The organism is Cupriavidus sp. DL-D2 (assembly GCF_039710735.1).
Classification (GTDB): Bacteria; Pseudomonadota; Gammaproteobacteria; order Burkholderiales; family Burkholderiaceae; genus Cupriavidus.
The window spans coordinates 77,208-101,496 of record NZ_JBDKXK010000018.1 but is presented as its reverse complement, the minus strand read 5'-3'; the positions used below and the strand labels follow the sequence as shown (position 1 = coordinate 101,496).

At 63.4% G+C, this 24,289-nt stretch carries 22 protein-coding genes; 16 read left to right on the top strand and 6 right to left on the bottom strand.

The annotated features are described in order from the left end of the window. Nucleotides 1-90: 90 nt before the first annotated feature. The 10 genes from ABDB81_RS12660 (at nucleotide 91) to ABDB81_RS12615 (ending at nucleotide 9,074) form a co-directional block, all read left to right on the top strand. Nucleotides 91-774 carry a UDP-N-acetylmuramate--alanine ligase gene (locus ABDB81_RS12660; protein ID WP_137923318.1) on the top strand — a complete coding sequence of 228 codons (684 nt, stop codon included), beginning with the start codon at nucleotides 91-93 and terminating at the stop codon, nucleotides 772-774. A 51-nt stretch (nucleotides 775-825) separates the two neighbouring features. Beyond that, nucleotides 826-1,374, top strand: coding sequence for a TlpA disulfide reductase family protein (locus ABDB81_RS12655; RefSeq protein ID WP_137923319.1), 549 nt, complete (start codon nucleotides 826-828; stop codon nucleotides 1,372-1,374). A gap of 270 nt (nucleotides 1,375-1,644) precedes the next feature. Further along, nucleotides 1,645-2,133, top strand: coding sequence for a type II 3-dehydroquinate dehydratase (gene aroQ / locus ABDB81_RS12650; RefSeq protein WP_137923320.1), 489 nt, complete (start codon nucleotides 1,645-1,647; stop codon nucleotides 2,131-2,133). Between the two features lie 135 nt (nucleotides 2,134-2,268). Next, entirely contained in the window at nucleotides 2,269-2,727 is a 459-nt protein-coding gene (gene accB / locus ABDB81_RS12645) for an acetyl-CoA carboxylase biotin carboxyl carrier protein (protein WP_137923321.1), read from the top strand. A 118-nt stretch (nucleotides 2,728-2,845) separates the two neighbouring features. After that, a complete protein-coding gene (gene accC / locus ABDB81_RS12640; protein ID WP_137923322.1) occupies nucleotides 2,846-4,213 on the top strand; it encodes an acetyl-CoA carboxylase biotin carboxylase subunit in 1,368 nt (455 codons plus the stop codon). A 42-nt stretch (nucleotides 4,214-4,255) separates the two neighbouring features. After that, nucleotides 4,256-5,170, top strand: coding sequence for a 50S ribosomal protein L11 methyltransferase (gene prmA, locus ABDB81_RS12635; protein ID WP_346811367.1), 915 nt, complete (start codon nucleotides 4,256-4,258; stop codon nucleotides 5,168-5,170). A gap of 9 nt (nucleotides 5,171-5,179) precedes the next feature. Beyond that, nucleotides 5,180-6,895, top strand: a complete 1,716-nt coding sequence (locus ABDB81_RS12630; protein WP_346811365.1) for a DUF3426 domain-containing protein — start codon at nucleotides 5,180-5,182, stop codon at nucleotides 6,893-6,895. Nucleotides 6,896-6,978: 83 nt separating this feature from the next. Further along, on the top strand, nucleotides 6,979-7,479 hold the full coding sequence (gene tpx / locus ABDB81_RS12625; protein ID WP_137923325.1) for a thiol peroxidase: 501 nt from the start codon (nucleotides 6,979-6,981) through the stop codon (nucleotides 7,477-7,479). Between the two features lie 110 nt (nucleotides 7,480-7,589). Then, complete coding sequence (locus tag ABDB81_RS12620; protein WP_137923326.1) at nucleotides 7,590-8,537, top strand: carbohydrate kinase family protein; 948 nt, start codon at nucleotides 7,590-7,592, stop codon at nucleotides 8,535-8,537. Between the two features lie 69 nt (nucleotides 8,538-8,606). Further along, a complete protein-coding gene (locus ABDB81_RS12615; RefSeq protein WP_137923327.1) occupies nucleotides 8,607-9,074 on the top strand; it encodes a hypothetical protein in 468 nt (155 codons plus the stop codon). A 226-nt stretch (nucleotides 9,075-9,300) separates the two neighbouring features. Here ABDB81_RS12615 and ABDB81_RS12610 read toward each other — a convergent pair whose 3' ends face one another. Then, on the bottom strand, nucleotides 9,301-9,903 hold the full coding sequence (locus ABDB81_RS12610) for a histone H1-like DNA-binding protein (RefSeq protein WP_160472967.1): 603 nt from the start codon (nucleotides 9,901-9,903) through the stop codon (nucleotides 9,301-9,303). A gap of 1,708 nt (nucleotides 9,904-11,611) precedes the next feature. On the opposite strand from ABDB81_RS12610, the gene ABDB81_RS12605 reads away from it, so the two are divergent. Together ABDB81_RS12605 and ABDB81_RS12600 are read left to right on the top strand one after the other, a co-directional pair. After that, complete coding sequence (locus ABDB81_RS12605; RefSeq protein WP_137923331.1) at nucleotides 11,612-12,085, top strand: DUF2147 domain-containing protein; 474 nt, start codon at nucleotides 11,612-11,614, stop codon at nucleotides 12,083-12,085. Nucleotides 12,086-12,233: 148 nt separating this feature from the next. Then, nucleotides 12,234-13,217, top strand: a complete 984-nt coding sequence (locus ABDB81_RS12600) for a tripartite tricarboxylate transporter substrate binding protein (protein ID WP_137923332.1) — start codon at nucleotides 12,234-12,236, stop codon at nucleotides 13,215-13,217. A gap of 120 nt (nucleotides 13,218-13,337) precedes the next feature. On the opposite strand, the gene ABDB81_RS12595 is transcribed toward ABDB81_RS12600, so the two are convergent. Then, entirely contained in the window at nucleotides 13,338-14,222 is an 885-nt protein-coding gene (locus tag ABDB81_RS12595; protein WP_346811362.1) for a LysR family transcriptional regulator, read from the bottom strand. A gap of 152 nt (nucleotides 14,223-14,374) precedes the next feature. Between ABDB81_RS12595 and ABDB81_RS12590 the strand changes: the two genes are divergently transcribed. Both ABDB81_RS12590 and ABDB81_RS12585 read left to right on the top strand, forming a co-directional pair. Then, nucleotides 14,375-14,773, top strand: coding sequence for a 4-oxalocrotonate tautomerase (locus ABDB81_RS12590; RefSeq protein WP_137923334.1), 399 nt, complete (start codon nucleotides 14,375-14,377; stop codon nucleotides 14,771-14,773). A 129-nt stretch (nucleotides 14,774-14,902) separates the two neighbouring features. After that, nucleotides 14,903-15,736 carry an aldo/keto reductase gene (locus tag ABDB81_RS12585; RefSeq protein ID WP_346811360.1) on the top strand — a complete coding sequence of 278 codons (834 nt, stop codon included), beginning with the start codon at nucleotides 14,903-14,905 and terminating at the stop codon, nucleotides 15,734-15,736. A gap of 71 nt (nucleotides 15,737-15,807) precedes the next feature. Here the strand turns inward: ABDB81_RS12585 and ABDB81_RS12580 are convergent, their stop codons facing one another. Then, on the bottom strand, nucleotides 15,808-16,338 hold the full coding sequence (locus ABDB81_RS12580) for a hypothetical protein (RefSeq protein WP_346811358.1): 531 nt from the start codon (nucleotides 16,336-16,338) through the stop codon (nucleotides 15,808-15,810). Between the two features lie 183 nt (nucleotides 16,339-16,521). On the opposite strand from ABDB81_RS12580, the gene ABDB81_RS12575 reads away from it, so the two are divergent. Both ABDB81_RS12575 and ABDB81_RS12570 read left to right on the top strand, forming a co-directional pair. Next, nucleotides 16,522-17,121 (top strand): YSC84-related protein, encoded by a 600-nt coding sequence (locus tag ABDB81_RS12575; RefSeq protein ID WP_137923336.1) that lies wholly within the window; start codon nucleotides 16,522-16,524, stop codon nucleotides 17,119-17,121. A gap of 140 nt (nucleotides 17,122-17,261) precedes the next feature. Further along, nucleotides 17,262-18,197 carry a recombination-associated protein RdgC gene (locus ABDB81_RS12570; protein WP_346811356.1) on the top strand — a complete coding sequence of 312 codons (936 nt, stop codon included), beginning with the start codon at nucleotides 17,262-17,264 and terminating at the stop codon, nucleotides 18,195-18,197. 38 nt (nucleotides 18,198-18,235) lie between these two features. Here ABDB81_RS12570 and ABDB81_RS12565 read toward each other — a convergent pair whose 3' ends face one another. The 3 genes from ABDB81_RS12565 to ABDB81_RS12555 form a co-directional block, all read right to left on the bottom strand. Beyond that, nucleotides 18,236-19,039: a zinc-binding alcohol dehydrogenase family protein gene (locus ABDB81_RS12565; RefSeq protein ID WP_249359057.1), complete on the bottom strand. Its 804-nt coding sequence runs from the start codon at nucleotides 19,037-19,039 to the stop codon at nucleotides 18,236-18,238. 426 nt (nucleotides 19,040-19,465) lie between these two features. Next, nucleotides 19,466-20,659, bottom strand: a complete 1,194-nt coding sequence (locus tag ABDB81_RS12560; protein WP_137923339.1) for a ribonucleotide-diphosphate reductase subunit beta — start codon at nucleotides 20,657-20,659, stop codon at nucleotides 19,466-19,468. Between the two features lie 135 nt (nucleotides 20,660-20,794). Next, nucleotides 20,795-23,734, bottom strand: coding sequence for a ribonucleoside-diphosphate reductase subunit alpha (locus tag ABDB81_RS12555; protein WP_137923340.1), 2,940 nt, complete (start codon nucleotides 23,732-23,734; stop codon nucleotides 20,795-20,797). Between the last annotated feature and the right edge of the window lie 555 nt (nucleotides 23,735-24,289).

Here is a 24,289-nt window from a genome sequence, read left to right as displayed (position 1 = left end):
TGCATGCCCCGGGTTCCCGGGCCTGCGGCGGCTGGCCGCAACCGGGGTTGCGCGCAGTCAGCGTGGCAGCCATGCGGGTATCATCGGGCCATGTCCCGACGTATGCCCTCCGACCCCGCCCGCCTGCGCGAGGAAATCGCCCAGGCCGCTGCCCGCATGATCGCCGAAGACGGCGCCGACTACGCCACGGCCAAGCGCAAGGCTGCCCGCCAATTGCTGGGCGACGTGCGCGTGGCCGGCGAATGGCTGCCTGACAACGTGATGATCGAGGAAGAAGTACGCGCTTACCAGGCGCTATTCCAGGGTGAAAACCAACCCCGCATTCTGGCGCTGCTGCGCCGGCTGGCCGTGCTCGCCATGGACGATCTGTCGCCATTCCGCCCCTATCTGGCGGGTGCTGTCCTCAACGGCACCGCCACCGAACACTCCGATGTCTATATCCAGTGTTTCTGCGACAGCCCCAAGGACGTTGCGCTGCACCTGCTCAATGCCTCGGTCGACTTCGACACCAGCGAATCGCGCCACTTCGCCGGCAAGGGCGATGTGGAGACGTTGAGCTTCCTGTGGCGCGGGCAATGGCCGGCGTCACGCGAGACCCGTTTGCTGGCCGGGGAGGTGCGCGAGGCACTGGGTGCGCCGGTGGGCATCCACATTGCGCTGTACGATGCGGACGATGAACGCGGCGCACTGCGCGCCGACGCCACCGGGCGCGTACCCCGTGCCGATGCCAACGCGGTGCGTGCCCTGATCGACAAGGCCGCGGCGGATAGCTGACCCGCACTGCCGATTACCGACTGCCCGGTAACTACTATCTATATAGACACTATGACTGCAACCTCCTCGCCCTCCTCCCGCCGAACGCCTGTCGCCGTCTGGATTGTCCTGGCGATCGTGGCCGCTGTTGCGGGTGCACTCGCCGCGCATTTCGTCATGTCGCCGAAGCCAGCATCCGATACGGCCGTGGAATCGCTTTTTCAAGCAAAGATGCCCGATCCATCGGGTACGGCACTCGATCTGTCGGCATTGCGTGGCAAGACGCTGGTCGTGAATTTCTGGGCCCCGTGGTGCGGCCCTTGCGTCGAGGAAATGCCGGAACTAACCGCGCTGCACGGCGAGTACGCGGCACGCAACGTGGAATTTGTCGGCATTGGTATCGATTCCGCCACCAATATTCAGGAATTCCTCAAAAAGGTGCCGGTCAAGTACCCGCTCGCGGTGGCCGGCTTCTCTGGCACCGAGCTTGCCAAGCAGTTCGGCAACGCCCAGGGTGGCTTGCCGTACACCGTGGTCATCACGCCTGACGGTGCCGTGAAGTACCGCAAGATGGGACGTGTTCATGCCGAGGAACTCCGCAAGGAATTACCAGGCGCTTGAGGCAGCGTGAGGCGAGGGAGTGACAGAGTCGGGCGTGGTGAGCAGGAGGCGGTTCCTTTTTGATACATCTGCATCCGAACTACACGCTAAAGTCGCCGATCTGCCACCAACTCACAGCCGATCAACGAGAAATTGCTGATTTGTGCCGAGAACGCCCCGTGATCGGCGGCGTGTGCTTGGAAATCGACACGCCTCTTGTATCCCACGCTAGACAAATCCCTCTAAGCTACGGTAATCTCCGCGCAATTTCGTTGAACTGGTCGAGCCGCAGTGTCCACTTCCCTTACCGTCAACCGCTCCGCCCGCTACCGCAAGGTGCTGGTCCTGCATGGACCAAACCTTAACTTGCTGGGCACCCGTGAGCCACAGACGTACGGGCACACGACACTGGCAGATATCGACGCAGCGCTGCGCAATCGGGCTGCCGAGACGGGTATCGAACTGGATACGTTTCAGTCCAACCATGAAGGTGCGCTCGTGGATCGCGTGCAGGCTGCGCGTGGCGAAGGCGTGGACTTCATCGTCATCAATCCCGCTGCATACACGCATACCAGTGTGGCCCTGCGGGATGCGCTGGCTGGCGTGGCGATCCCGTTCGTCGAGGTCCACCTGTCCAACGTGCATCGCCGCGAGCCGTTCCGCCATCATTCGTATTTCTCCGACCAGGCTGTCGGCGTGATCTGCGGACTGGGCTGGCAAGGCTATCTGCTCGCGCTGGAATATGCGCTGGCGCAGGAACAGGCAACACCGGGCAGCTAGTTCGCTCCCTATATAGATACAGAGACAACCGGGGCCGCCACGCGCAGCGTGGCTGGCCTATCAATGACTCAACGCCGGCACTCCCTGCTGTTTGCAGGAGGATGGCCGGGCAACCCGATTCTGGAGGATAAGAAGATGGACCTGCGCAAGCTGAAGACGCTGATCGACCTGGTGGCCGAATCCGGTATTTCGGAACTCGAAGTGACCGAGGGCGAAGGCAAGGTACGCATCGTCAAGCAACCCCCGCAGGTCGTGGCCGCCCCGATGGCCATGCCGCAGATGCAGGCGCTGCCGGCTGCAGCCGCCGCACCGGCCGCTGCCGCGCCAGTTGCCGCCGAAGCCGCACCGCAGGCACCCGCCGGCCACATCGTGACGTCGCCAATGGTGGGCTCGTTCTACCGCGCACCGTCGCCGGGTGCCGCGCCGTTCGTGAACGTGGGCGATACCGTCAAGGAAGGCCAGACCGTCTGCATCATCGAAGCCATGAAGCTGCTCAACGAAATCGAGTGCGACAAGGCCGGCGTGATCAAGGAAATCCTCGTCGAGAACGGCCAGGCCGTGGAATACGGCCAGCCGCTGTTCGTGATCGGCTAAACCGGCCCGGACCGGTTGCAGTGGACGGCCGCGCGGATACGTTTCCCGGCCGTCAGCGTCGGCCCGAGGCGCCTTCAAGGTATGCCCGGGCCCGCCCCTGATCTCGCAGAGAGAGACCATGTTTGAAAAAATTCTGATCGCGAACCGTGGCGAAATCGCCCTTCGCATCCAGCGCGCCTGCCGCGAGCTGGGTATCAAGACCGTGGTGGTGTACTCGGAAGCCGACAAGGAAGCCAAGTACGTGAAGCTGGCCGACGAAGCCGTCTGTATCGGCCCGGCCCCTTCGCCGCTGTCGTACCTGAACATGCCGGCCATCATTTCGGCCGCCGAAGTCACCGACGCCCAGGCGATCCACCCGGGCTACGGCTTTCTCTCCGAGAACGCCGACTTCGCCGAGCGTGTGGAGAAATCCGGCTTCGTCTTCATCGGCCCGACCGCCGACAGCATCCGCCTGATGGGTGACAAGGTGTCGGCCAAGCAGGCCATGATCAAGTCCGGCGTGCCGTGCGTGCCGGGCTCCGAAGGCGCCCTGCCCGACGACCCCAAGGAAATCCTGGCCACCGCGCGCCGCGTGGGCTACCCCGTGATCATCAAGGCTGCCGGTGGCGGCGGTGGTCGCGGCATGCGCGTGGTCCATACGGAAGCTGCGCTGATCAACGCCGTCAACATGACGCGCGAAGAAGCCGGCCGTGCCTTCGGCAATCCCGAGGTCTACATGGAGAAGTTCCTCGAGAACCCGCGCCATGTGGAAATCCAGATCCTGGCCGACCAGCACAAGCAAGCCATCTGGCTGGGCGAACGCGACTGCTCGATGCAGCGCCGCCACCAGAAGGTGATCGAGGAAGCGCCGGCTCCGCACATTCCGCGCCGCCTGATCGAACGCATTGGCGATCGCTGCGCCGAAGCCTGCAAGAAGATCGGCTACCGTGGCGCCGGCACGTTCGAATTCCTGTACGAAAACAACGAGTTCTATTTCATCGAAATGAACACGCGCGTCCAGGTCGAGCACCCGGTCACCGAGATGATCACGGGCATCGACATCGTGCAGGAACAGATCCGCATCGCCTTTGGCGAGAAGCTGCGCTTCCGCCAGAAGGACGTGCAGCTGACCGGCCACGCCATCGAGTGCCGCATCAACGCCGAGGACCCGTTCAAGTTCACGCCGTCGCCGGGCCGCATCACTGCCTGGCACATGCCCGGCGGTCCTGGCGTCCGTGTGGACTCGCACGCGTATGATGGCTACTTCGTGCCGCCCAATTACGATTCGATGATCGGCAAGATCATCACGTACGGCGCCACGCGTGACCAGGCCATCGCCCGCATGCGCATTGCGCTGTCGGAGATGGTGGTGGACGGCATCCTGACCAACGTGCCGCTGCACCGCGAACTGATGCTCGACGCCAACTTCGTGGAAGGCGGCACCAGCATCCATTATCTTGAACACCGCCTGGCCCAGAAGGCCAACGCGTCGGGCGGCAAACCCTGACGCGTGGCCTGCGGGCCGGCCCTGCAGTAGAAAAGGAATCCCGTGGCTTTCCAGGAATGTGTGATCGAAATTGCGCAGGAACAGGCTGAAGTCTGGTCCGACGCATTGTTCGACCTCGGCGCGTTGTCGGTCTCGGTGGAAGACGCCGATGCCGATACGCCCGACGAGCAACCGCTCTTCGGAGAGCCCGGGATGGAGCCGACGCGGCTCGCCTGGAACCGTTCGCGCGTGGTGGCGCTCTTCGACGAAGAGACCGATCCCGCACTGGTGGTCACGGCAGCTGCGAATCAGCTCGGAGTCGACCCAGTGCCGGCGTTCACGCTGCGCGCCGTGGAAGACCAGGACTGGGTGCGTCTGACCCAGTCGCAATTCGAACCGATCCGCATTGGTGAGAAGATCTGGGTCGTGCCGTCCTGGCACGATGCGCCCGACCCCGACGCTGTCATCCTGGAACTCGATCCGGGCCTGGCGTTTGGCACGGGCAGCCACCCGACCACGCGCTTGTGCATGCAATGGCTGGAGCAGAACGTGCGGGCAGGCGAGACCGTGCTCGACTACGGCTGCGGCTCGGGCATCCTGGCCATCGTGGCGAAGAAGCTCGGTGCCGGCGATACGGTGGGCATCGACATCGATCCGAATGCCGTGGACGCGTCGCGCTATAACGCCGAACGCAACCGCGTGGAAGCCAGCTTTGCGCTGCCGGAAGCGGTGTCCGAAGCCACGCACGATCTGGTGGTGGCAAATATCCTGTCCAACCCGCTCAAGCTGATGGCCGCGATGCTCAGCGCACGCGTGCGTCCGGGCGGGCGGTTGATCCTGTCCGGCGTGCTGGAACGGCAAGCCGACGAAGTGGCCGCGTCCTACGCGCCGTGGATCGCCATGTCGGTATGGCGCAGCGAGGAAGGCTGGGTGTGCCTGCACGGCACGCGTCCGGCAAACATCCCCCAACAATCCTGATCCTTCACTATGGCTGCTGCCAAGCTCGTTACGCGCTGTCCGGCCTGCCGCACCGCGTTCCGGCTTGTCGCGGACCAGTTGCGGCTGCGCCAGGGCCTGGTGCGCTGCGGACAATGCGACACCGTCTTCGACGCGCGCGAACACCTGATCGAGGTGCCCGTGCGCACGCCCGGCGCAGCACCGACGCCCCCGTCCCCAACTTCGCCTGCGAACCCTGCAGCACCTGACACCGCACCCGCCACCGCAACAGCCTCAGCCGTGACGATGGCTGCCGCGCTGGCGCACGCGGAGCGGATGCAGGACAGCGTGCGGGCCCGCGAACAGGAAGCACCGTTCGACCCCGGCTTCGATCCCGGCTACGAAGTGCCCGCGCTCGACTCGCCGACGACGATGATGTCGGAACCCGAGGTCACGCCGCCCGCTGATGAACAACCGGCGACGGAAGACCGGCTGGAGACGGAGTCGGAAGGTGAGCCGGAGGGCGAACCTGCACCTGTGCCTTCGCCGGAACCGGAACCGGAAGCAGAACCAGAACCTGAACCTGAGCGACCATCGGACCCCGACGAAACCGAGGCTTCGGTCCCCGACGCCGACGATCTCTACGCGCCCCGCAGCGCACCGCCGGTGCCGTGGCCGATTCTGGACCATGGGACGTTCGACGACGACGAGTCTCCCAGCGCCGCACCTGAAGCGACGAGCCCGCAAAGTTCGCCGAGTTCGCCAGGTTCGCATTCGTCACTGGACCCGGCAGCCGCATTCGCTCCGCAGAATCCATCGACCCAGCCACCATCGGGCGCCTATAGCGCCAAGGCAAGCTGGCCCGCGCTGTTTCCAGCGGAAGCGCCTCACGCGCCCCACGCGTCGCAATCGGTGCCGGCGCCAACATCGGTGCCGGACCTGACCATCGATGGGATATCCCCGCCAGATGCGCCCCCGCCGCCTGCTCCCATGGACGTCGTGCCCAGTGCCAGCGGCTTTCTTCGCGTGGCAGATCCGACCGATCCCGAAGCCGAGGCGTGGGCAGCACAGGCCAAGGATGTCATCGAGCACGATCTCGGCGTTACCCTGCGCGATGGCACGCCCGATGCCGTAGCACGCGAAACCACCACGCGCCACTGGCTGCGTCCGGACGCTTCTGCGCCGTCATCAAACCCGTCGGGCCCGGGCTTCGCGCCCGACTTCCTTCGCCATACGCGCGGGCGCGAACAAGCTCGCACGCCGGCCAGGACCGTGTCGCGACCGAAGAACACGCGTGGCTGGAAGGTCGCTGCGGTCGTCGTGTTGGCGATCGGCGCAATTGCGCAGACTACCTATCTCACACGATCGTATCTTGCCGGTAGCGTACCGATGTTGCGGCCATTGCTCGAAGCCGCCTGCGCGCCGCTCGGTTGCGAGGTGCCGCCGTGGCGTGACCTTGAATCGCTACGCATTGAAAGCTCCCAGTTGCAGAAGCAGGACGAAGGCACCGACGCCTACCAGCTGGCCGTCACGCTGCGCAATCAAGGGCGTGCGACCACGGCCCTGCCCGCTATCGAACTCGTTATGACGGATCTGCAGGACCAGCTACTGCTGCGCCGTGTGCTGCAGCCTGCCGAGTATCTGGAGGCGGCACAGCGCGGCTTTGCCGCAACGGGTCTGCGCGCGGGCAGCGAGCTACCGGTTCGGGTACGATTCCGGACGCAGCAGGCGGCAGCTAACTACCGTGTGCTGATCTTCTACCCCTGATTTTCCATCGCCCCCGCCACGCCGGCCGGCAATGTACTGGACCGGCGGGCCGTATTTCATCCATTCCATCAGGAGAACGCACCATGAGCAACGTGACCCTCGGCGGCAACGCCATTGAAGTTGGCGGCAAGTTTCCCCAGGCTGGCGACAAGGCCCCGGCCTTCTCGCTGGTTGGCAAGGATCTGAAGGATGTGACGCTTGCCGATTTCGCCGGCAAGCGCAAGGTGCTGAACATCGTCCCGAGCCTGGACACGCCCGTGTGCCAGGCATCGGCGCGCAAGTTCAACGAAGCCGCCAGCAACCTGACCAACACCGTAGTACTGACGGTATCGGCCGACCTGCCGTTTGCCATGGGCCGCTTCTGCACCGCCGAAGGCCTGGCCAATGTGGTCACGCTGTCGACGATGCGCGGCGCGGAGTTCAAGAACGCCTACGGCGTGGACATCAAGTCGGGCCCGCTGGCCGGCGTATGCGCACGTGCCGTCGTGGTGGTGGATGAGAACGATACGGTCAAGTTCAGCGAACTGGTTGCCGAAATCAAGCAGGAACCCAACTACGATGCTGCCCTGGCCGCGCTCAAGTAAATCTGTGCGGTAGGACACAATCGATTGTTACCCATCCGCCCGTCATGCACGGGCGGAATTATTTAATTTACTTGTTACGGCCCTGAGTGCGCGGGCCACTTGGAGAAGAAATGTCCAGCCTGATCTGCGGCTCCGTTGCCTACGACACCATCATGACGTTCGACGGGCGCTTTCGCGAACACATTCTCCCGGATCAGATTCACATGCTGAACGTCTCCTTCCTGGTGCCGGGCATGCGTCGCGAGTACGGCGGCTGCGCCGGCAACATCGCGTTCACACTGAAGATGCTCGGCGGCGATCCGGTCGTGATGGCCACGGTAGGCCAGGATGCCGGCCCGTACCTGGATCACTTCCGCGACCTCGGCATCGGCACGGACCACATCCGTACGCTGCCCGATACCTTCACCGCGCAGGCCATGATCACCACCGATCTGGAGAACAACCAGATCACCGCTTTCCACCCGGGTGCGATGAACCAGTCGGCGCTCAACAGCGTGCGGGACACCGTGAAGTCGGGCCAGCGTCCGGCACTGGGCATCGTCGCCCCGGACAGCCGCGAGGGCATGCTGCACCACGCACGCCAGTTCGCCGAGGAAGGTATCCCATTCATCTTCGACCTGGGACAGGGCATGCCGCTGTTCAACGGCGAGGACCTCCGGCAGTTCATTGAACTCGCCAGCTACGTGACGGTCAATGACTACGAAGCGCAGGTCATGTTGTCTCGCACCGCATGGACCAGTGCCGACATCGCCGCCAAGGTCCGCGCGTTCATCGTGACGCACGGCGAACGTGGCGCCACCATCTATGCAGATGGCCAGCAGCACGCCATCCCGGCGGTGCAGGCCGAACGCGTGGTCGATCCCACGGGGTGCGGCGACGCCTTCCGCGGCGGTCTGCTCTACGGCATCGAGAATGGCCTCGACTGGCCAACCACGGGTCGCCTCGCCTCGCTGATGGGCGCCCTCAAGATCGCTCAGCAAGGGCCGCAGAATCACTGGATTTCGCGTGAAGAGATCGGCAGCCGGTTCGAATCGGCGTTCGGATATCGTTACGCGTAAGATGGAAACGATGCACCGCGCGCATCGGACCTGAAACACGAACGGCGCGGCATTCAGACGGGAGTTGCCATGAATCAGATCTTCCGAATTGGCGGCGTGGCGATACTGGCCACGGCAGCATTGGTCAGTGGCTGCGCCAACTACTCGAACTCCGGCAGCGTCTATTCGCCGGGCCAGGCACAGCGCGAGCAGGTGGTGCGCTACGGCGTCGTGCAAGGCGTGCGCGAGGTGATGATCCAGGGGGCATCCACCGGCGCCGGCACCATTGCCGGCGGTGCGATCGGCGGCGTGGCAGCAGGTAGCACCATCGGCAGCGGTGGCGGTTCCGTAGCGGCTGGCCTGCTGGGCGCCGTGCTTGGTGGACTGGCTGGCAGCGCCGCGGAGAATCGCATCACCCAGCGCCGTGGCCTGGAAATCACCGTACAGTTGGAAGACGGCGACGTGCGCGCCATCACGCAGGAAGCCGACGAGATGTTCCGTCCCGGCGATCGCGTCAGGTTGCTGTCATCGGGCGGCGTGACGCGCGTGACGCACTGATTCCCTTATCCGTTCTAAAACAGACGCCGCGTGCCCTCGGGCCGCGGCGTTTTGTCTTTCCGCTTCCGGTGCTTCGGCAAATAAAAAACCCGCCGGGCACGTGTGCCATCGGCGGGTCGGCAAGACTTGCTGTCTTGCGGACCGGATACGCCGTATCCGGTCAGTGCGGCACGCGATGCGTGCCCAGGCAATTCCCTGTGGTGACCGCTCGCACGAGGCGGAGCGATTACGGACGGTTGCCCGTCGGGAACGGCCAGGCCGCAGCCGGGTTCAGCGCGGTCTTTGCAGCAGCTGCAGGGGCAACGGCAGGCGCCGCAGCAGGCTTGGCAGCCTTCTTGGCAGCGGGCTTCTTGGCAGCAGCCTTCTTGGCCGGTGCAGCAGCCTTCTTGGCAGCCGGCTTCTTGGCAGCAACAGCCTTCTTGGCCGGTGCAGCCTTCTTGGCGGCAACCTTCTTCACTGCGGCCTTCTTGGCCGGTGCTGCCTTCTTGGCGGCGACCTTCTTGACCGCTGCCTTCTTGGCCGGTGCAGCCTTCTTGGCGGCAACCTTCTTCACTGCAGCCTTCTTGGCCGGTGCTGCCTTCTTGGCGGCGACCTTCTTGGTTGCAACCTTCTTGGCCGCAACCTTCTTCACTGCAGCCTTCTTGGCCGGTGCTGCCTTCTTGGCGGCAACCTTCTTCGTTGCTACCTTCTTGGCGGCGACCTTCTTGGTTGCTGCCTTCTTGGCGGCCGGAGCAGCCTTCTTGGCGGCGACCTTCTTCACGACGGCCTTCTTGGCGGCCGGCTTGGCGGCCTTCTTAGCCGCCGGCTTTTTCTTTGCAGCAGTTGCCATGGATAACTCCTTCACTAACGTGAAATATCGAATGACCTAAATGGACGACCCGACCGACCCGAGGCGCGTCTGACGCGATCCCCAATCGAGCGAGCGATTCATCGGCGCACGACACTTCTCTAACCGCACGCTAATGAATTCGGTGGCAGGGAAACCATCGCGCGTCGCACCGCGCGGCATGGTTCGTTCACGGCGGCACGAGATCCGCGCGCTGGTCACAAAGCCAGCGTACAGGCGGATCTCCGGGGCAGGCCGTGCCCTGGAATATTCGATTGGCCCGCGCCGTCCGTCGTGTCGGCGCGCAGCCAGAAAAGAGGAGATATCGGTCAGCAGGCCTGCAGCACGGGCTTGGCCTCGCGCACTGCAGACGGCATTCATCAGAGGGTAGCTCGCCCATCCCGTCATTGGGCTACAGCACACTGCACGCGTTGTAGAAAACCGGATCGGCTCGGTCTGCGTCAAAGTTCTGGTGCTCCTCGGCTACCCGCATTCACTCGGTCATCGAGCATCGTGTCATCGTTACTTGTGCTTGCTTGTTGTGACACGACACGCGATGCAATGAAGTGAGACTCTTGTCAAGGCGAATCATAATTCGTTTGCTCGATGATGTTAAGAAAAAAGTGCAAAAAAACTTGCGCGCAAGATCGAATCGATCTACTTCGTGCGCGCTCTGCGATGACAACACCATCGACACACACATCGATCTCGACTGCCACACCATCAACGAAGTTCCATCCGCGTGTGTCGGCATGATGGTCCGACGCGTCGTCACGCGTCTTCGTCGAGCATGCGCGCATTACATTCACGCACGGTGCAACACGTGCGCAGTCACCATCGCGATGCGCTTCGAAACTCCACGTCCCCGCACAAGCCAACGGCTGGAGAACCGCATGGACATTGGCTTTTCGGATCATGCGTATGTCTCTCGCGCTTGTCGCGCACAACGTCGAGCAAGAGGCGCCGCGGCTTCTGGCCCAACCGGGACATCGTCGTTTCGACATCCTTGCGCTAAGAAAATAAATCGCTCGTTCGCACATCGCGCCGATGCAACGACGCGGTGCGCACGCATCGATCCGGCGTTTGCTTTAGTACGACGAAAGAGTGATGCGTCAGCGCAACGGTTTGTCTCTGCGACGCGTGTTTGCGTCCATGCATCGGCATCGATCGATACCAACTCGAATCGAATTCGACATGCGCGACAGGCGTCGACACACGCGCGCATCCGTCTCCGGCTTGCATCGCTTGCTTGCAGATTGGATCGATAGCGCATCAACCGCGCATCGGCATCGTCGATGCACGGCAGGCGAACGATCTCTTGATGTCTGACCTGACAGTCGTGGGTCGCTATCCACTCCGATGGCGAACGTGGTGCGGACACGCGTGTGCGCCTCCGGGTTCCTACCAATACCTGGCGCAGGAGCGCACCAAGAACGGAGGGCTAGAGGAATACCTCGGACGATCTTGCCCGCCCGATATGCTGCACGACAAAATCCCGTACAGCCGCCAACTGCCAGTCGCTCTGGCTATGTCACGGGGGTTGCTCTGGTGCGTACGCAAATGATGGGGGTCATTGCGGAGCGCACCGACCCCCAGTAGATTGGCGTCGCGTGTGGCAACGCCCTGACGCAACGTTCCTCGCCTTGCTGCAACCCTGCGACACTGCACGACTAAACGACCGAAACACTGACACTCTGAAAAGGAGACTTCAATGCGCCTGACCGACATCCGCGCCCTGCTTCGCGCCGCCATCCTGGCTTCCACTTTTGTCGGCACCATGGCAGCCAGCGCAATGGCCGCCGCCCAGGCCACGCCGGCCGGCACGTGGCACACGATCGACGACACCACCGGCAAGCCGCGCGGCGTCATCGAGATCACCGAGAAGGATGGCGTGTACAGCGGCAAGCTCGTGAAGAGCCTGGTGCCGACCGAAGGCAAGCCATCCACTTGCGAGAAGTGCACCGACTCGCGCAAGGATCAGCCGATCATCGGCATGACGATCCTCACCGGACTGAAGAAGACCGGCGACAACGAATGGACCGGCGGTGAAATTCTGGATCCCGAGGCCGGCAAACTTTACAAGTGCAAGATGTCGCTGGCCGACGACGGCAAGACCCTCAACGTGCGCGGCTTCATCGGCATCAGCCTGATTGGCCGCACGCAGAGCTGGATCCGCCAGCAGTGATGGCCAGCCCCCATCGCTGCGCATTATCGCGGGGCTGTGGGGGCGGCAGGCAGGCGACCCAGCCTGCCTCCACTCGCTACAGGTAACTGACAGCTTCCTTCGGTAGGATGGGTATCTCAAACCCACATAACATTCCGGAGACTGAAGCATGACCGATTCCCTCCAAGGACCCGTCCGGGTTCTGGCACTCGCCGCTGCTACCGCCGCCACCACGCTCCTCGCTCCGCTTGCGCATGCCGCCGACCCGTGGCCGAATCACGTCATCAAGTTCGTCGTGCCGTTCACGGCCGGCGGCGCCAACGACCTCGTGGCGCGTGCCGGTGCCGAAGCCGTCAGCAAGCGCATCGGCCAGCCCGTGGTAATCGAGAACCGTCCGGGAGCAGGTGGCGTGGTGGGCGCGGACTACGTGGCCAAGAGCAAGCCCGATGGCTATACGTTCCTGGTCGGCGCGGTGGGCACCGTCACCAACGGCCTGATTCGGCCGAAGATGCCCTACCAGCCTGACGACCTCGTGCCGGTCGGACTCATCGCGGTGAGTCCGTCGGTCATCGTGGCATCGCCGTCGCTGCCGGTGAACAATGTCTCGGAACTGGTCGCCTACTCGAAGAAGCAGGGTGGCGTACCGTTCGCCACGGCAGGCAGCGGCAGCACGCCGCATTTCGTGGAAGAGATGCTCAAGGAGAAAGGCGCCGACCTGACCGTGGTGCCTTACAAGAGCGGTTCGGAAAGCATCACTGCGGTGATCGGCGGCCAGGTGGCTGCCACTTCGGAAGCGTCGATCGTGGTGCTGCCGCAGATCAAGGCCGGCAAACTCAAGGCGCTGGGCGCGACGTGGGACAAGCACATGCCCGCCGCACCCAATATCCCGACCACGGCCGAGCAAGGCCTGCCCGAAGTTCGCATCGGCCACTGGGCGGGCATCTTCGCGCCCAAGGGGACCGACCCCGCCATCGTCAAGCGCCTGAATGCAGAGTTGACGGCAGGCATGCAGAACACCGAGATCCGCGAACGGCTGATCCAGAACGGTATCGAGCCGGCCGGTGGTTCGGTGGAGAGCTTCGTCGCGTTCATCAAGTCCGAGCGCGATCGTCTGGGACGTATCGCGAAGAACGCGCACATGAGCGCCGAGTAATTCTTCCCGCGCGCTGCCTGCCGCTCGCTGTCAACTGCAAACAAGGCCCGCTTCGAGCAGGCCTTGTTCCTTATATATAGTCATCGTGCGACGCATGCGAAGCATCGTGCATACCGGCCGCTAGCCGAACTGCTCCGCCAGCGCCTGGCGCGCCTGACCAATGAACTCGCTCTCACCGCGCCGCGCCCCTAGCAGATAGAACTCCGCCGATGGCAGGGCCGGCAGTTTCCATTTGGCCACGGCCGCCGCATCCAGCGGCAGCACACCGGGACCGATGGCCGACGCGTTGAGGCACGACACACCCAGGCCCGCAGCCAGCGCCAGGTGCAGACCCGCCACGCCGGACGCCGAATGCGCAATGTCGAACGTGCGCTTGCGGCGGATCAGCAGCTGCACCACGAACTGATGCATCGAACAGGTATCGGGCAACAGCACCAGCGGCAGCGTTTCCGTTGCCGCCTCCGCCACCTCGGGCGCGGCCACCCACGCCAGTTCCTCGCGCCGCAACACCACCCCGCCTCGCGCGGCGGAGCGGGACTGGGCGCCGCTGCCAACGAGCCGCATGCCGAGACCGATATCGAATGCATCCATGTCCGCTGCGGCGTCGATGGCTGCGCTCTTCATCACCGTGACGTGCAGCTTCAGATACGGATAGCGATCGCGCAGGCGGCGCAGCATGCCGGCGATCTCGCCGGGGCGGAAATAATCGGTCACTGCGAGCCGCAGTTCGCCGTCCAGCGACTGGCCGTGCAACTCGGCCATCGCCAGTTCGTTGAGCGTCAGGATGCGCCGGGCGTAGTCGAGCAAACGCACGCCGGCGGGAGTCAGTGCCGCCCCTTTCTTCCCGCGCTTGAGCAGCGAAACGCCAGCGCGTTCCTCCAGCTTGCGCAGTTGCTCGCTCACCGAGGATTGCGAAAGAAACAACCGTGGCGCGGCGGCAGAAAGGCTGCCGCTGTCGGCCACGGCGACAAAGGTCCTGAGCTGGTCGGTCTCGAAACTGCGCATGATATGTCGATCCGTAGTCGATTCGGTTATTCCGATGGATGGTATCGTATATTCCCGCTTTTCCGATATCAAGGCAGGCACTACGATGACATCGACGCAGCGCTTCCATCAATGCACTGCACCCGAGGAAATCACCGTTCAAGGAGCCTGTCATGCCCCACATTTCCCTGCAGATCTCTGGTCATCCCGACACCGAACTGATGCAAAAGGCTGTCGCCGCAGTGGGCGAACTGACCCAGCGCGTGCTGCGCAAGGAAGCGCCGGTGATTGCCACCACGGTCACCTTCCTGCCGCGCGAGCAATGGTTCATCGGCGGCAAGCCGCTGTCCGAATACAGCACGGGCCGCAATGCGTTTCAGCTCGATATCAGCGTGACCGACGAGACCAACACCAAGGCCGAGAAAGCCGAGTACCTGAAGCAGACCTTCGCCACGCTGTCGGAGATCATCGGCGACGTCAATCCGGTGTCCTATATCTACGTGATCGACGCCCGGGCCGCGGCCTATGGCTACGGCGGCAAGACACAGGAGTTCCGCCACCAGCACGGTTGATCGCGGACGAAACGGCCAGTGCTCTGATTGCTGCGCCCGGTGCACGACTGCCATGCAAGCGGCGGGCTTGTACCGGGAGGCGATGTTCACTAGTGTGGAGGGTCTATCTTCCTGCACCGGAGACACCGCATGAAGCACGTCACGCTACCCGGCGGCGAGCGCGTTCCCGCATTGGGCATGGGCACCTGGAATGTCGGCGATCATCGCGAGTCGCGCGCCGAGGAAATCGCCACGCTGCGCCTCGGTCTGGACATGGGTCTGCGCCTGATCGACACCGCCGAGATGTATGGCGAAGGGCTATCGGAATCGCTGGTCGGTGAAGCCTTGGCCGGCCGCCGCGATGACGCCTTCCTGGTCAGCAAGGTCTATCCCCACAATGCCAGCCGCATGGGCACGGTGGCCGCGTGCGAGCGCAGCCTGCGCCGGCTGGGTACCGACCATCTCGACCTGTATCTGCTGCACTGGCGCGGTGACATCCCCTTTGAGGAAACCATCGAGGCATTTCTCGCCTTGCAGCAGGCCGGAAAAATCCGGTACTTCGGCGTCAGCAATCTGGACCTCGCCGATATGGAGGAACTCTGGGATACGCCGGGCGGCGACGCAGTGGCTGCCAACCAGTTGCTCTACAACCTGAGCCGGCGCGGCATCGAGTTCGACCTCCTGCCATGGTTGCGCGATCGCAACGTGCTGGTGATGGCGTACTCCCCCATCGAACAGGCCCGGCTACTGCGCAACCCGGGCCTGAAAGACTTCGCGCAAACATATGGCATGACACCAGCGCAGGCGGCGCTGGCATGGCTGCTTGATCGGGATGACGTCATCGCCATTCCCAAGACGGGCAACCGCGAGCGTCTGCGTGAGAACGCGGGCGCGCTCTCCATCACGCTGACGGTGGCCCAGCGGGCAGAACTCGATCAACTGTTTCCGCCGCCCCGCCATGCACAGCCGCTCGCCATGCTTTAAAAAAAGAAAAATGCGACGCTTGGGGGCGTCGCATCGTCGTTAGCTATTTCTATCGGCGCGTGAGAAGAAATTCAGCGCTGCCCCGCCTTGTAGCGCTCCACTTCCACATAACGCGTCAGATATGTGCGCGCCTTCTCGCGCGTATCCGTCGTCACGCGATCCGCCGCCTGGCGGGCGCTGTTCTGGCCATGAGCCGAACTCATCTGCGCGGAAAGGTAGGACTGGAAGGCGTCGTGCATGACGGTAAGTTGACCCTTGCAGGCATCGAGGGCACCGGCGGCCACGTCGCGCGAGGTGCCCTTACCCTTCGCGCCCGTGTCCGCCTTTTCCTGGACGCACTCCATATATTTAGCGCGCTCGGCCTGCCAGCCAGAATTCAGCTGGGCAACTTCCTGCTTGGTTTCGGGTGTTTCTACCGAAGGCGCCGAGGAACACGCCGCCAGAAACAGCGCCGCCAGGGGCACCGCGGCGGCACCCAGACGGCTGCTGGGCAGGCGCGGCGTGCATCGCTGCACTGCATCAATCGCAGCCGCGACAGGTTGGGAATCCACACGACCGGGTTGGCGTGCGGCGCTTGCGGAGGGGGCATATGTCTTGTGCATGACTCAAAGACTCCCATCGAACAATGCAGTTCCTGAATAAGTTCCGTCAATTTGCAAGAAAGTATGTAGAGGTCATGTCAGAGTCCCTCCGGCCCCGTGTCAGACAAAATCGCATTTGCGGAAGTGCCTTGCCCGCCTATGCTGTAGAGGCGGTTGCAACACACGAACCCCCTGGAGGAAATAATGAAACGTCGAACCTTCCTGTCCGCCGGCAGCGCCGGTGTTGTCGGACTTACCGGTCTTTCCCTCGGTGCGCTGTCGCTTACGGGTTGCAGTTTCACTGGCCCCAAGGACGGGGGTGATCCCGCGTCCAAGCGCCGCGAAATCGATACCAATGCCAGCGATACGCTGAATCGCCTCTACGCCACCGCCAGCGGCGCGCGTGACCTGGGCGCCAAGGCCAAGGGCATCCTGATTTTCCCCAAGCTGCTGTCCGCCGGCTTCATCGTGGGTGGCGAATACGGCGATGGCGTGTTGCGCTCCGGTGGCGCCAACCGTGGTTACTATCGCGCAATCTCCGGCTCGATCGGCTGGCAGATCGGCGCGCAGTCCAAAGCCTTCGTGCTGATGTTCATGACGCAGGACGCCTACGACAAGTTCGTACGCAGCAGCGGCTGGCAAGTTGGTGCAGATGCCACCGTGGCACTCGCCACGATTGGCGCCAACGGCCAGATCGATACCAACACGGCGCAGCAGCCGATCATCGGTTTCGCGATGACCAACGCCGGCGTGATGGCGGGCCTGAGCCTGGAAGGCACCAAGATCTCGAAGCTCGACATCTGAGCAAGCCGAGGGACTTTGAATGCGCCCATTGTGCGGAAGCCTCCGCGCAATGGGCGTTTTTCTTGGCGCGCCGCGCGGCCCCGACCCGTTAGAATTCGTCCCTTGCCAATTTCCAATCCGTACGCGAGGCCGAATTCCCTATGTGGTTCAAGAATCTCCAGATCCATCGTTTCTCCGCCCCGTGGACGCTGAGCGCCGAAGACGTGGAAGCCTGCCTGGCCAAGCACGCGTTCTATCCGGGCACCAGCCTCGAAATGCAAACCCAGGGCTGGGCATCGCCGCGCGATAACGACCAACTCGTGCATACCGTCAACCGCCAGATGCTGCTGGTGCTCCGAACCGAGAAGAAGCTGCTGCCCGCCACCGTGGTGAACCAGGTCACCAAGGCACGCGCCGCCGAACTCGAAGAGCAGCAAGGCTTCAAGCCCGGCCGCAAGCAACTCAAGGAACTCAAGGAACAGATCACCGAGGAGCTGCTACCCCGGGCGTTCAGCATTCGACGCGATACGCGCGTCTGGATCGATCCCGTCAACGGCTGGCTCGCCATCGACGCTGCCGGTACTGCCAAGGCGGACGAAGTGCGCGGCATGCTGTTCAAGGCCATCGACCCGCTGCCGGTAGTCGGCCTGCAGGTCAACCTCTCGCCCGTTGCCGCCATGACCGAATGGCTGGCGACCGAGACCGCCCCGGCCGGCTTCACAGTCGATCAGGAAATCGAGCTCCAATCGAGCAACGAGAGCAAGGCCACGGTCCGCTATGTGCGCCATCCGCTCGATCCCGAAGACCTGCGCCGCCACATCGCCGCCGGCAAGCGCTGCACGCGACTGGCCATGACGTGGAACGACCGTGTCTCCTTTGTGCTGACCGACGCGCTGGCCGTCAAGCGCGTGAACCCGCTCGACGTCATCAAGGAGCAGGCCGACGCCACGCTCCATGACGAAGCCGAACGCTTCGACGCCGATTTCGCGTTGATGGCCGGCGAACTGGCCAGCCTGCTGACCGACCTCACCGATGCCCTGGGCGGCGAACGCCGGCCCGAAGGCGCAGCCCCGGTGGAGCAGCGCAAGGCAGCCTGACAAGAGGCTGGATTGAGGGTCCTTTGTCCCGCTGTCCCTCAATCCAGCGTCAGCACGATCCTGCGCGCAGGGTCGCGGGCGGCCTGCCAGGCGGTCTCCACCGACACCATCGGCATCGCATCCACGACCATCTGCAGGTCGCCCTTGCGCATACAAGCGAGGATTTCCTCGACCAGCAGCCTCGTGTCCTCCACACCGGGATGATTCGCTGGCCCCGATCCCATCAACACGGCCCGTGAATCCCGCAGCGCGGTTGGCGCCATCATCAGGCTGCTCGCTCCACGCTCTGCCACGGACACGATGCGGACCTCCCGGTACTCGGATGCGTGTGCGGCGCCCACCGGCTCGATCAACGCGGCCAGCAGCAATTCCAAGGTCTCGCCCCATACAAAGTCGAGCACGACATCTATTCCGTCCGCCACATGCGAAGCAAATGCATAGTGCAGCATGCTCGGCGATTGCCCGAGATCAATCAGCGCATCGGCCCCCGTGACCGATAGCAGGTCGATACGATGCCCCGCCACGATCACACGGCCAGCGCCGTGCAGGCGCGCGGCCTGCACCGCCAGCCGCCCCATGATCCCCGAGGCGCCCAACACCAGCACCGTTTCGCCGGGCTCCAGGTCGGCACGCATGGTCAGCGGCAGCCAGGCACGCATTGCCGGCCCGATCAGTGCGGCGGCCATTGCCATGTCCACGCCTTCCGGAATCGGCACGGTCCAATCCGCCGGCGCGTACTCTGCCATCGACCCGTACGGACTCCGGATGGTCCGGAAGTACACCGGCTGCCCGTTGGCAATGTACCCCGTGCCATCTCGTCCGCAGATGTGGGGCAGTTCCATGGGTATCCGCGGATGATGACCCCGCGCAATCTTAAGATCGCCCGGACGGATCGCGGCGGCACCCACGCGTACCAAGACCTCCTGATCGCGAACCACCGGATCGCGAAATGTGGCAAAGCGAGGCGCTTCCCCCAGGTTTTCCAGCACTACAGCTTGCATCGTGACGACCTCCTTGGTGATGTCGGAAGCCATCGTAGGGAGGAGGAATGCCGAACGATTTGAGCCGATTCTGAAAAGGGGGATGAGGTGGTATCGGATCAAGTGAAGTTGCCCGATATCGCCCCCAAAAAGAAAAACGGCCACCGGGTTCTCACCCGATGGCCGCCTCTCACCCGTCCTGGCTGCTGGACTTGTTTCTACATTTTTGACTTCTCGTACTGCTGCAGCCGACCCTTCAATCGAGGCGTCTCGTCGTCGCCGCGCCGATCAATCCCAGGACAGCGCGCCGCCGGTCTGGTACTCGATCACGCGCGTTTCGAAGAAGTTGCGTTCCTTCTTCAGGTCGATCATCTCGCTCATCCACGGGAACGGGTTTTCCTCGTTCGGGAAGAGCTGATCCAGGCCGATCTGTTGGCAGCGGCGGTTGCAGATGAAGCGCAGGTAACCCTTGAACATCGGTGCGTTCAGGCCCAGCACGCCGCGCGGCATGGTGTCCTCGGCGTAGCGGTATTCCAGGTCCACGGCCTTCTTGAACAGTTCCGTGATCTCGGCCTTGAACTCGGGCGTCCACAGGTGCGGATTCTCGAGCTTGATCTGGTTGATCAGGTCGATGCCGAAGTTGCAGTGCAGCGACTCGTCGCGCAGGATGTACTGGTACTGCTCGGCGGCACCGGTCATCTTGTTCTGGCGGCCCATCGCCAGGATCTGCGTGAAGCCCACGTAGAAGAACAGGCCTTCCATGATGCAGGCGAACACGATCAGGCTCTTCAGCAGCTTCTGATCGTTTTCCGGCGTGCCGGTCTTGAACGACGGGTCCGTCAGCGTGTCGATGAACGGGATCAGGAACTCGTCCTTGTCGCGGATCGACTTCACCTCGTGGTACGCGTTGAAGATCTCGGCTTCGTCCAGGCCGAGCGACTCCACGATGTACTGGTAGGCGTGCGTGTGGATGGCTTCCTCGAAAGCCTGGCGCAGCAGGTACTGGCGGCATTCCGGCGCCGTGATCTGGCGGTAGGTGCCCAGCACGATGTTGTTGGCGGCCAGCGAATCGGCCGTCACGAAGAAACCGAGGTTGCGGCTGATGATGCGGCGCTCGTCCTCGGTCAGCCCGTTCGGGTCCTTCCACAGGGCGATGTCGCGCGACATGTTGATTTCCTGCGGCATCCAGTGATTGGCGCAGCCGGCCAGGTACTTTTCCCACGCCCACTTGTACTTGAACGGCACCAGCTGGTTCACGTCGGTGGCGCCATTGATCACGCGCTTGTCGGCGGCACTCACGCGGCGCGAGCTCTGCGCGGCGGCAGCGTTGGGGTTGTTGCCCAGGATGCCAGTCGGCGCCGTGGCGGCCGGCGGCAGTGCGCCATGCTGGTCGACGGCGGCCGATGCGGCGGATGCAGGTTGCAGGGCAGGCTGCGGTGCGGCCTGCGGGGTGGCTTGAACGTCGTCGTCCCAGCTCAGCATGGTGTTTCTCCGGAAATTCGCAGTATTTAGGGGCGGCTCTGGCGCGACGCCGTGGCATCTGACGCGTCCGCCCTCTCCCCCGGCCCCTCTCCCGCGCAGCGGGAGAGGGGAGCAGATCGAGGGTGAATCAGTTTGTTACTGGCAGGCTTCGCACTCGTCGAATCCGGCGTCGCCCGGGCGCATCGTGCAGACTGCGCCTTCGGCTTCGGGCATCGCCGGGGCTGCGGCAGCGGCGGCGTCCATGGCCGAGCCGTTGTCCGAACCCGACGACACCGCGTTCAGCGAGCCGCGCGACACAGTGGACTTCTCCACGTGCGTGGCAGCCATCGTACGCAGGTAGTACGTCGTCTTCAGGCCGCGCAGCCAGGCTTGCTTGTACGTATCGTCCAGCTTCTTGCCCGATGCGCCGGCCATGTAGATGTTCAGCGACTGGGCCTGGTCGATCCACTTCTGGCGGCGGCTGGCCGCTTCCACGAGCCAGCTCGGTTCCACTTCGAACGCCGTGGCGTAGATGTCGCGCAGATCTTGCGGAATGCGGTCGATACGGGCCAGCGAGCCGTCAAAGTACTTCAGGTCGGCAACCATCACCTCGTCCCACAGGCCGCGCGCCTTCAGGTCACGCACGAGGTAGTCGTTCACCACCGTGAATTCGCCCGACAGGTTCGACTTCACGTACAGGTTCTGGAACGTCGGCTCGATGCATGCGGACACGCCGATGATGTTCGAGATCGTGGCGGTCGGGGCGATGGCGATGCAGTTCGAGTTGCGCATGCCGTGCTGCTTGATGCGGGCACGCAGCGACGTCCAGTCCATCGACGACGACATGTCCACGTCCAGGTAGCCGCCGCGCTCTTCGGCCAGCAGCTTCAGCGAGTCTTGCGGCAGGATGCCACGGTCCCACAGCGAGCCTTCGTACGTGGTGTAGCGACCGCGTTCCTCGGCCAGTTCGGTCGAGGCGTGGTACGCGTAGTAGCAGACCGCTTCCATCGACGTATCGGCGAACTTCACCGCGGCGTCGCTGGAGTACGGGGTGCGCAGCACGTGCAGGCAATCCTGGAAGCCCATGATGCCCATGCCCACCGGACGGTGGCGCAGGTTCGAATTGCGCGCCTTCTCCACCGCGTAGTAGTTGATGTCGATCACGTTGTCGAGCATGCGCATCGCGGTGCGGATCGTCTTCTGCAGCTTGGCGTGATCCAGCACGTGAGTGCCGTCGGCCTGCTGCTTCAGGTGGGCCACCAGGTTTACCGAACCCAGGTTGCACACGGCGATTTCGCTGTCGTTCGTGTTCAGCGTGATTTCCGTGCAGAGGTTCGAGCTATGCACCACGCCCACGTGCTGCTGCGGGCTGCGGATGTTGCACGGGTCCTTGAACGTGATCCACGGATGGCCGGTTTCGAACAGCATGCCCAGCATCTTGCGCCAGAGCTGCATGGCCGGCACCTTCTTGAACAGCTTCAGCTCGCCGCTGGCGGCCTTGGCCTCGTAGGCCACGTAGGCTTGCTCGAAGGCCTTGCCGACCTTGTCGTGCAGGTCCGGGCAGGTGGACGGCGAGAACAGCGTCCACTCGGCGTTCTCCATCACGCGCTTCATGAACAGATCCGGAATCCAGTTGGCCGTGTTCATGTCGTGCGTGCGGCGGCGGTCGTCGCCGGTGTTCTTGCGCAGCTCCAGGAATTCCTCGATATCCAGGTGCCACGTCTCCAGGTATGCGCAAACCGCGCCCTTGCGCTTGCCGCCCTGGTTCACGGCCACGGCCGTGTCGTTGACCACCTTCAGGAACGGCACCACGCCCTGGCTCTTGCCGTTGGTGCCCTTGATGTGCGAGCCCAGCGCACGCACGTTGGTCCAGTCGTTGCCCAGGCCGCCGGCGAACTTCGACAGCAGCGCGTTTTCCTTCAGGGCTTCGTAGATGCCCTCGAGGTCGTCCGACACCGTGGTCAGGTAGCACGACGACAGCTGCGAGCGGCGCGTGCCCGAGTTGAACAGCGTCGGGGTCGACGACATGAAGTCGAACGACGACAGCAGTTGGTAGAACTCGATGGCGCGGGCTTCGCGATCCTTCTCTTCCAGCGCCAGGCCCATGGCCACGCGCATGAAGAACGCCTGCGGCATTTCGATGCGCTGCTCTTCCACGTGCAGGAAGTAGCGGTCGTACAGCGTCTGCAGGCCCAGGTAGTTGAACTGGAAGTCGCGCGAGGCGTCCAGCGCGGCGCCCAGGCGGGCCAGGTCATACGTGGCCAGCTTCTCGTCGAGCAGTTCGGCTTCGATGCCGCGTGCGATGAACTTCGGGAAGTACTCGGCGTACTTCGTCGACATTTCGCTCTGGGTCACTTCGGCGCCCAGGATTTCCTTGCGGATCGTGTGCAGCAGGATACGAGCCGTAACCTGGCTGTAGGCCGGGTCCTTCTCGATCAGCGTACGCGCAGCCAGGATGGCCGAGTCGTAGACCTGCGTCATCGGCACGCCGTCGTACAGGTTCTTGAGCGTTTCCTTCAGGATCGGCTCTGCGCTCACGGCATTGCCGAGACCGCTGCAGGCGTTGTCGATCAGCGCGTGCAGCGCCACCAGGTCCAGCGGATGCACCACGCCGTTGTCGTTCACGTTGACCGACACGCCGCCTTCCTGCACACGCGCCACCGCCTGGGCATTGGCCTGGGCGCGTTCCTGCGTACGCTTCTCGCGGTACAGCACATAGGCACGGGCCACCTCATGCTCGCCCGAGCGCATCAGCGCCAGTTCCACGTGATCCTGCACGTCCTCGATATGGAACGTGCCGCCGTTCGGACGGCTGCGCACCAGTGCGCGCACCACGCCCTGGGTCATTTGCTCGACGATCTCGCGCACGCGCGCAGAGGCAGCACCCTGGCCGCCATTCACAGCCAGGAACGCCTTGGTCATGGCCACGGCGATCTTGTTCGGCTCGAACGACACCACGGCGCCATTGCGACGGATCAGCTTGTAATCCTGATACGAAACGCCAGCAGCGGCGACGCCCTGCTGCGCGGTACCGGCTGCCGCGCCGGCAATGCCGGCCACGCCGGTGGTTTGCTGTTCGTTTTGGGCCGTTTGCATGAGGTAACTCCCCGTGTTTTTTGAGTACTGATAAGAAGACGACAAAGTCCCTAGCAAAATGCGCCTCAGAAGACACTCGGCACCGGCGTCGCCGGTTGAGAACCAAACTGCACTGCGAACACTTTGCTAGGGACTTTCTGGCACTACCCCGGCCCGTTGACCAATATGACGCGAACGCTGCGCACTCTCTGCGCCGCCCGCGCCACATCAGGGCCGGCTCCCCGGAAGTACCACTATATCTAGTGGTGCCGTTTCAAAACTGGGCTAAGTATAGTGAAACGGGAGTGAATGAACAGACTTGACATGCGCCGTTCCAACACCGTGGTGCGGTATGCGGCGGCGCCACATTCCCGCAAAGCGCGCTGCCGCAAGGGTTGGCGGCAGCACGTTCGGTGCCGCACAAAAACTCGAAATTTTTTTAATGACCATGGATCATCCGATAGGTGATCCGGAGCAGGGCGCGGGGCCCTTCAAAAGGGCGGCGATTGTACCGTTATTTGCGCGCTTTGGAGGCATACGACCTCGCCGTCACATTGGCATTGCACCGATATGACG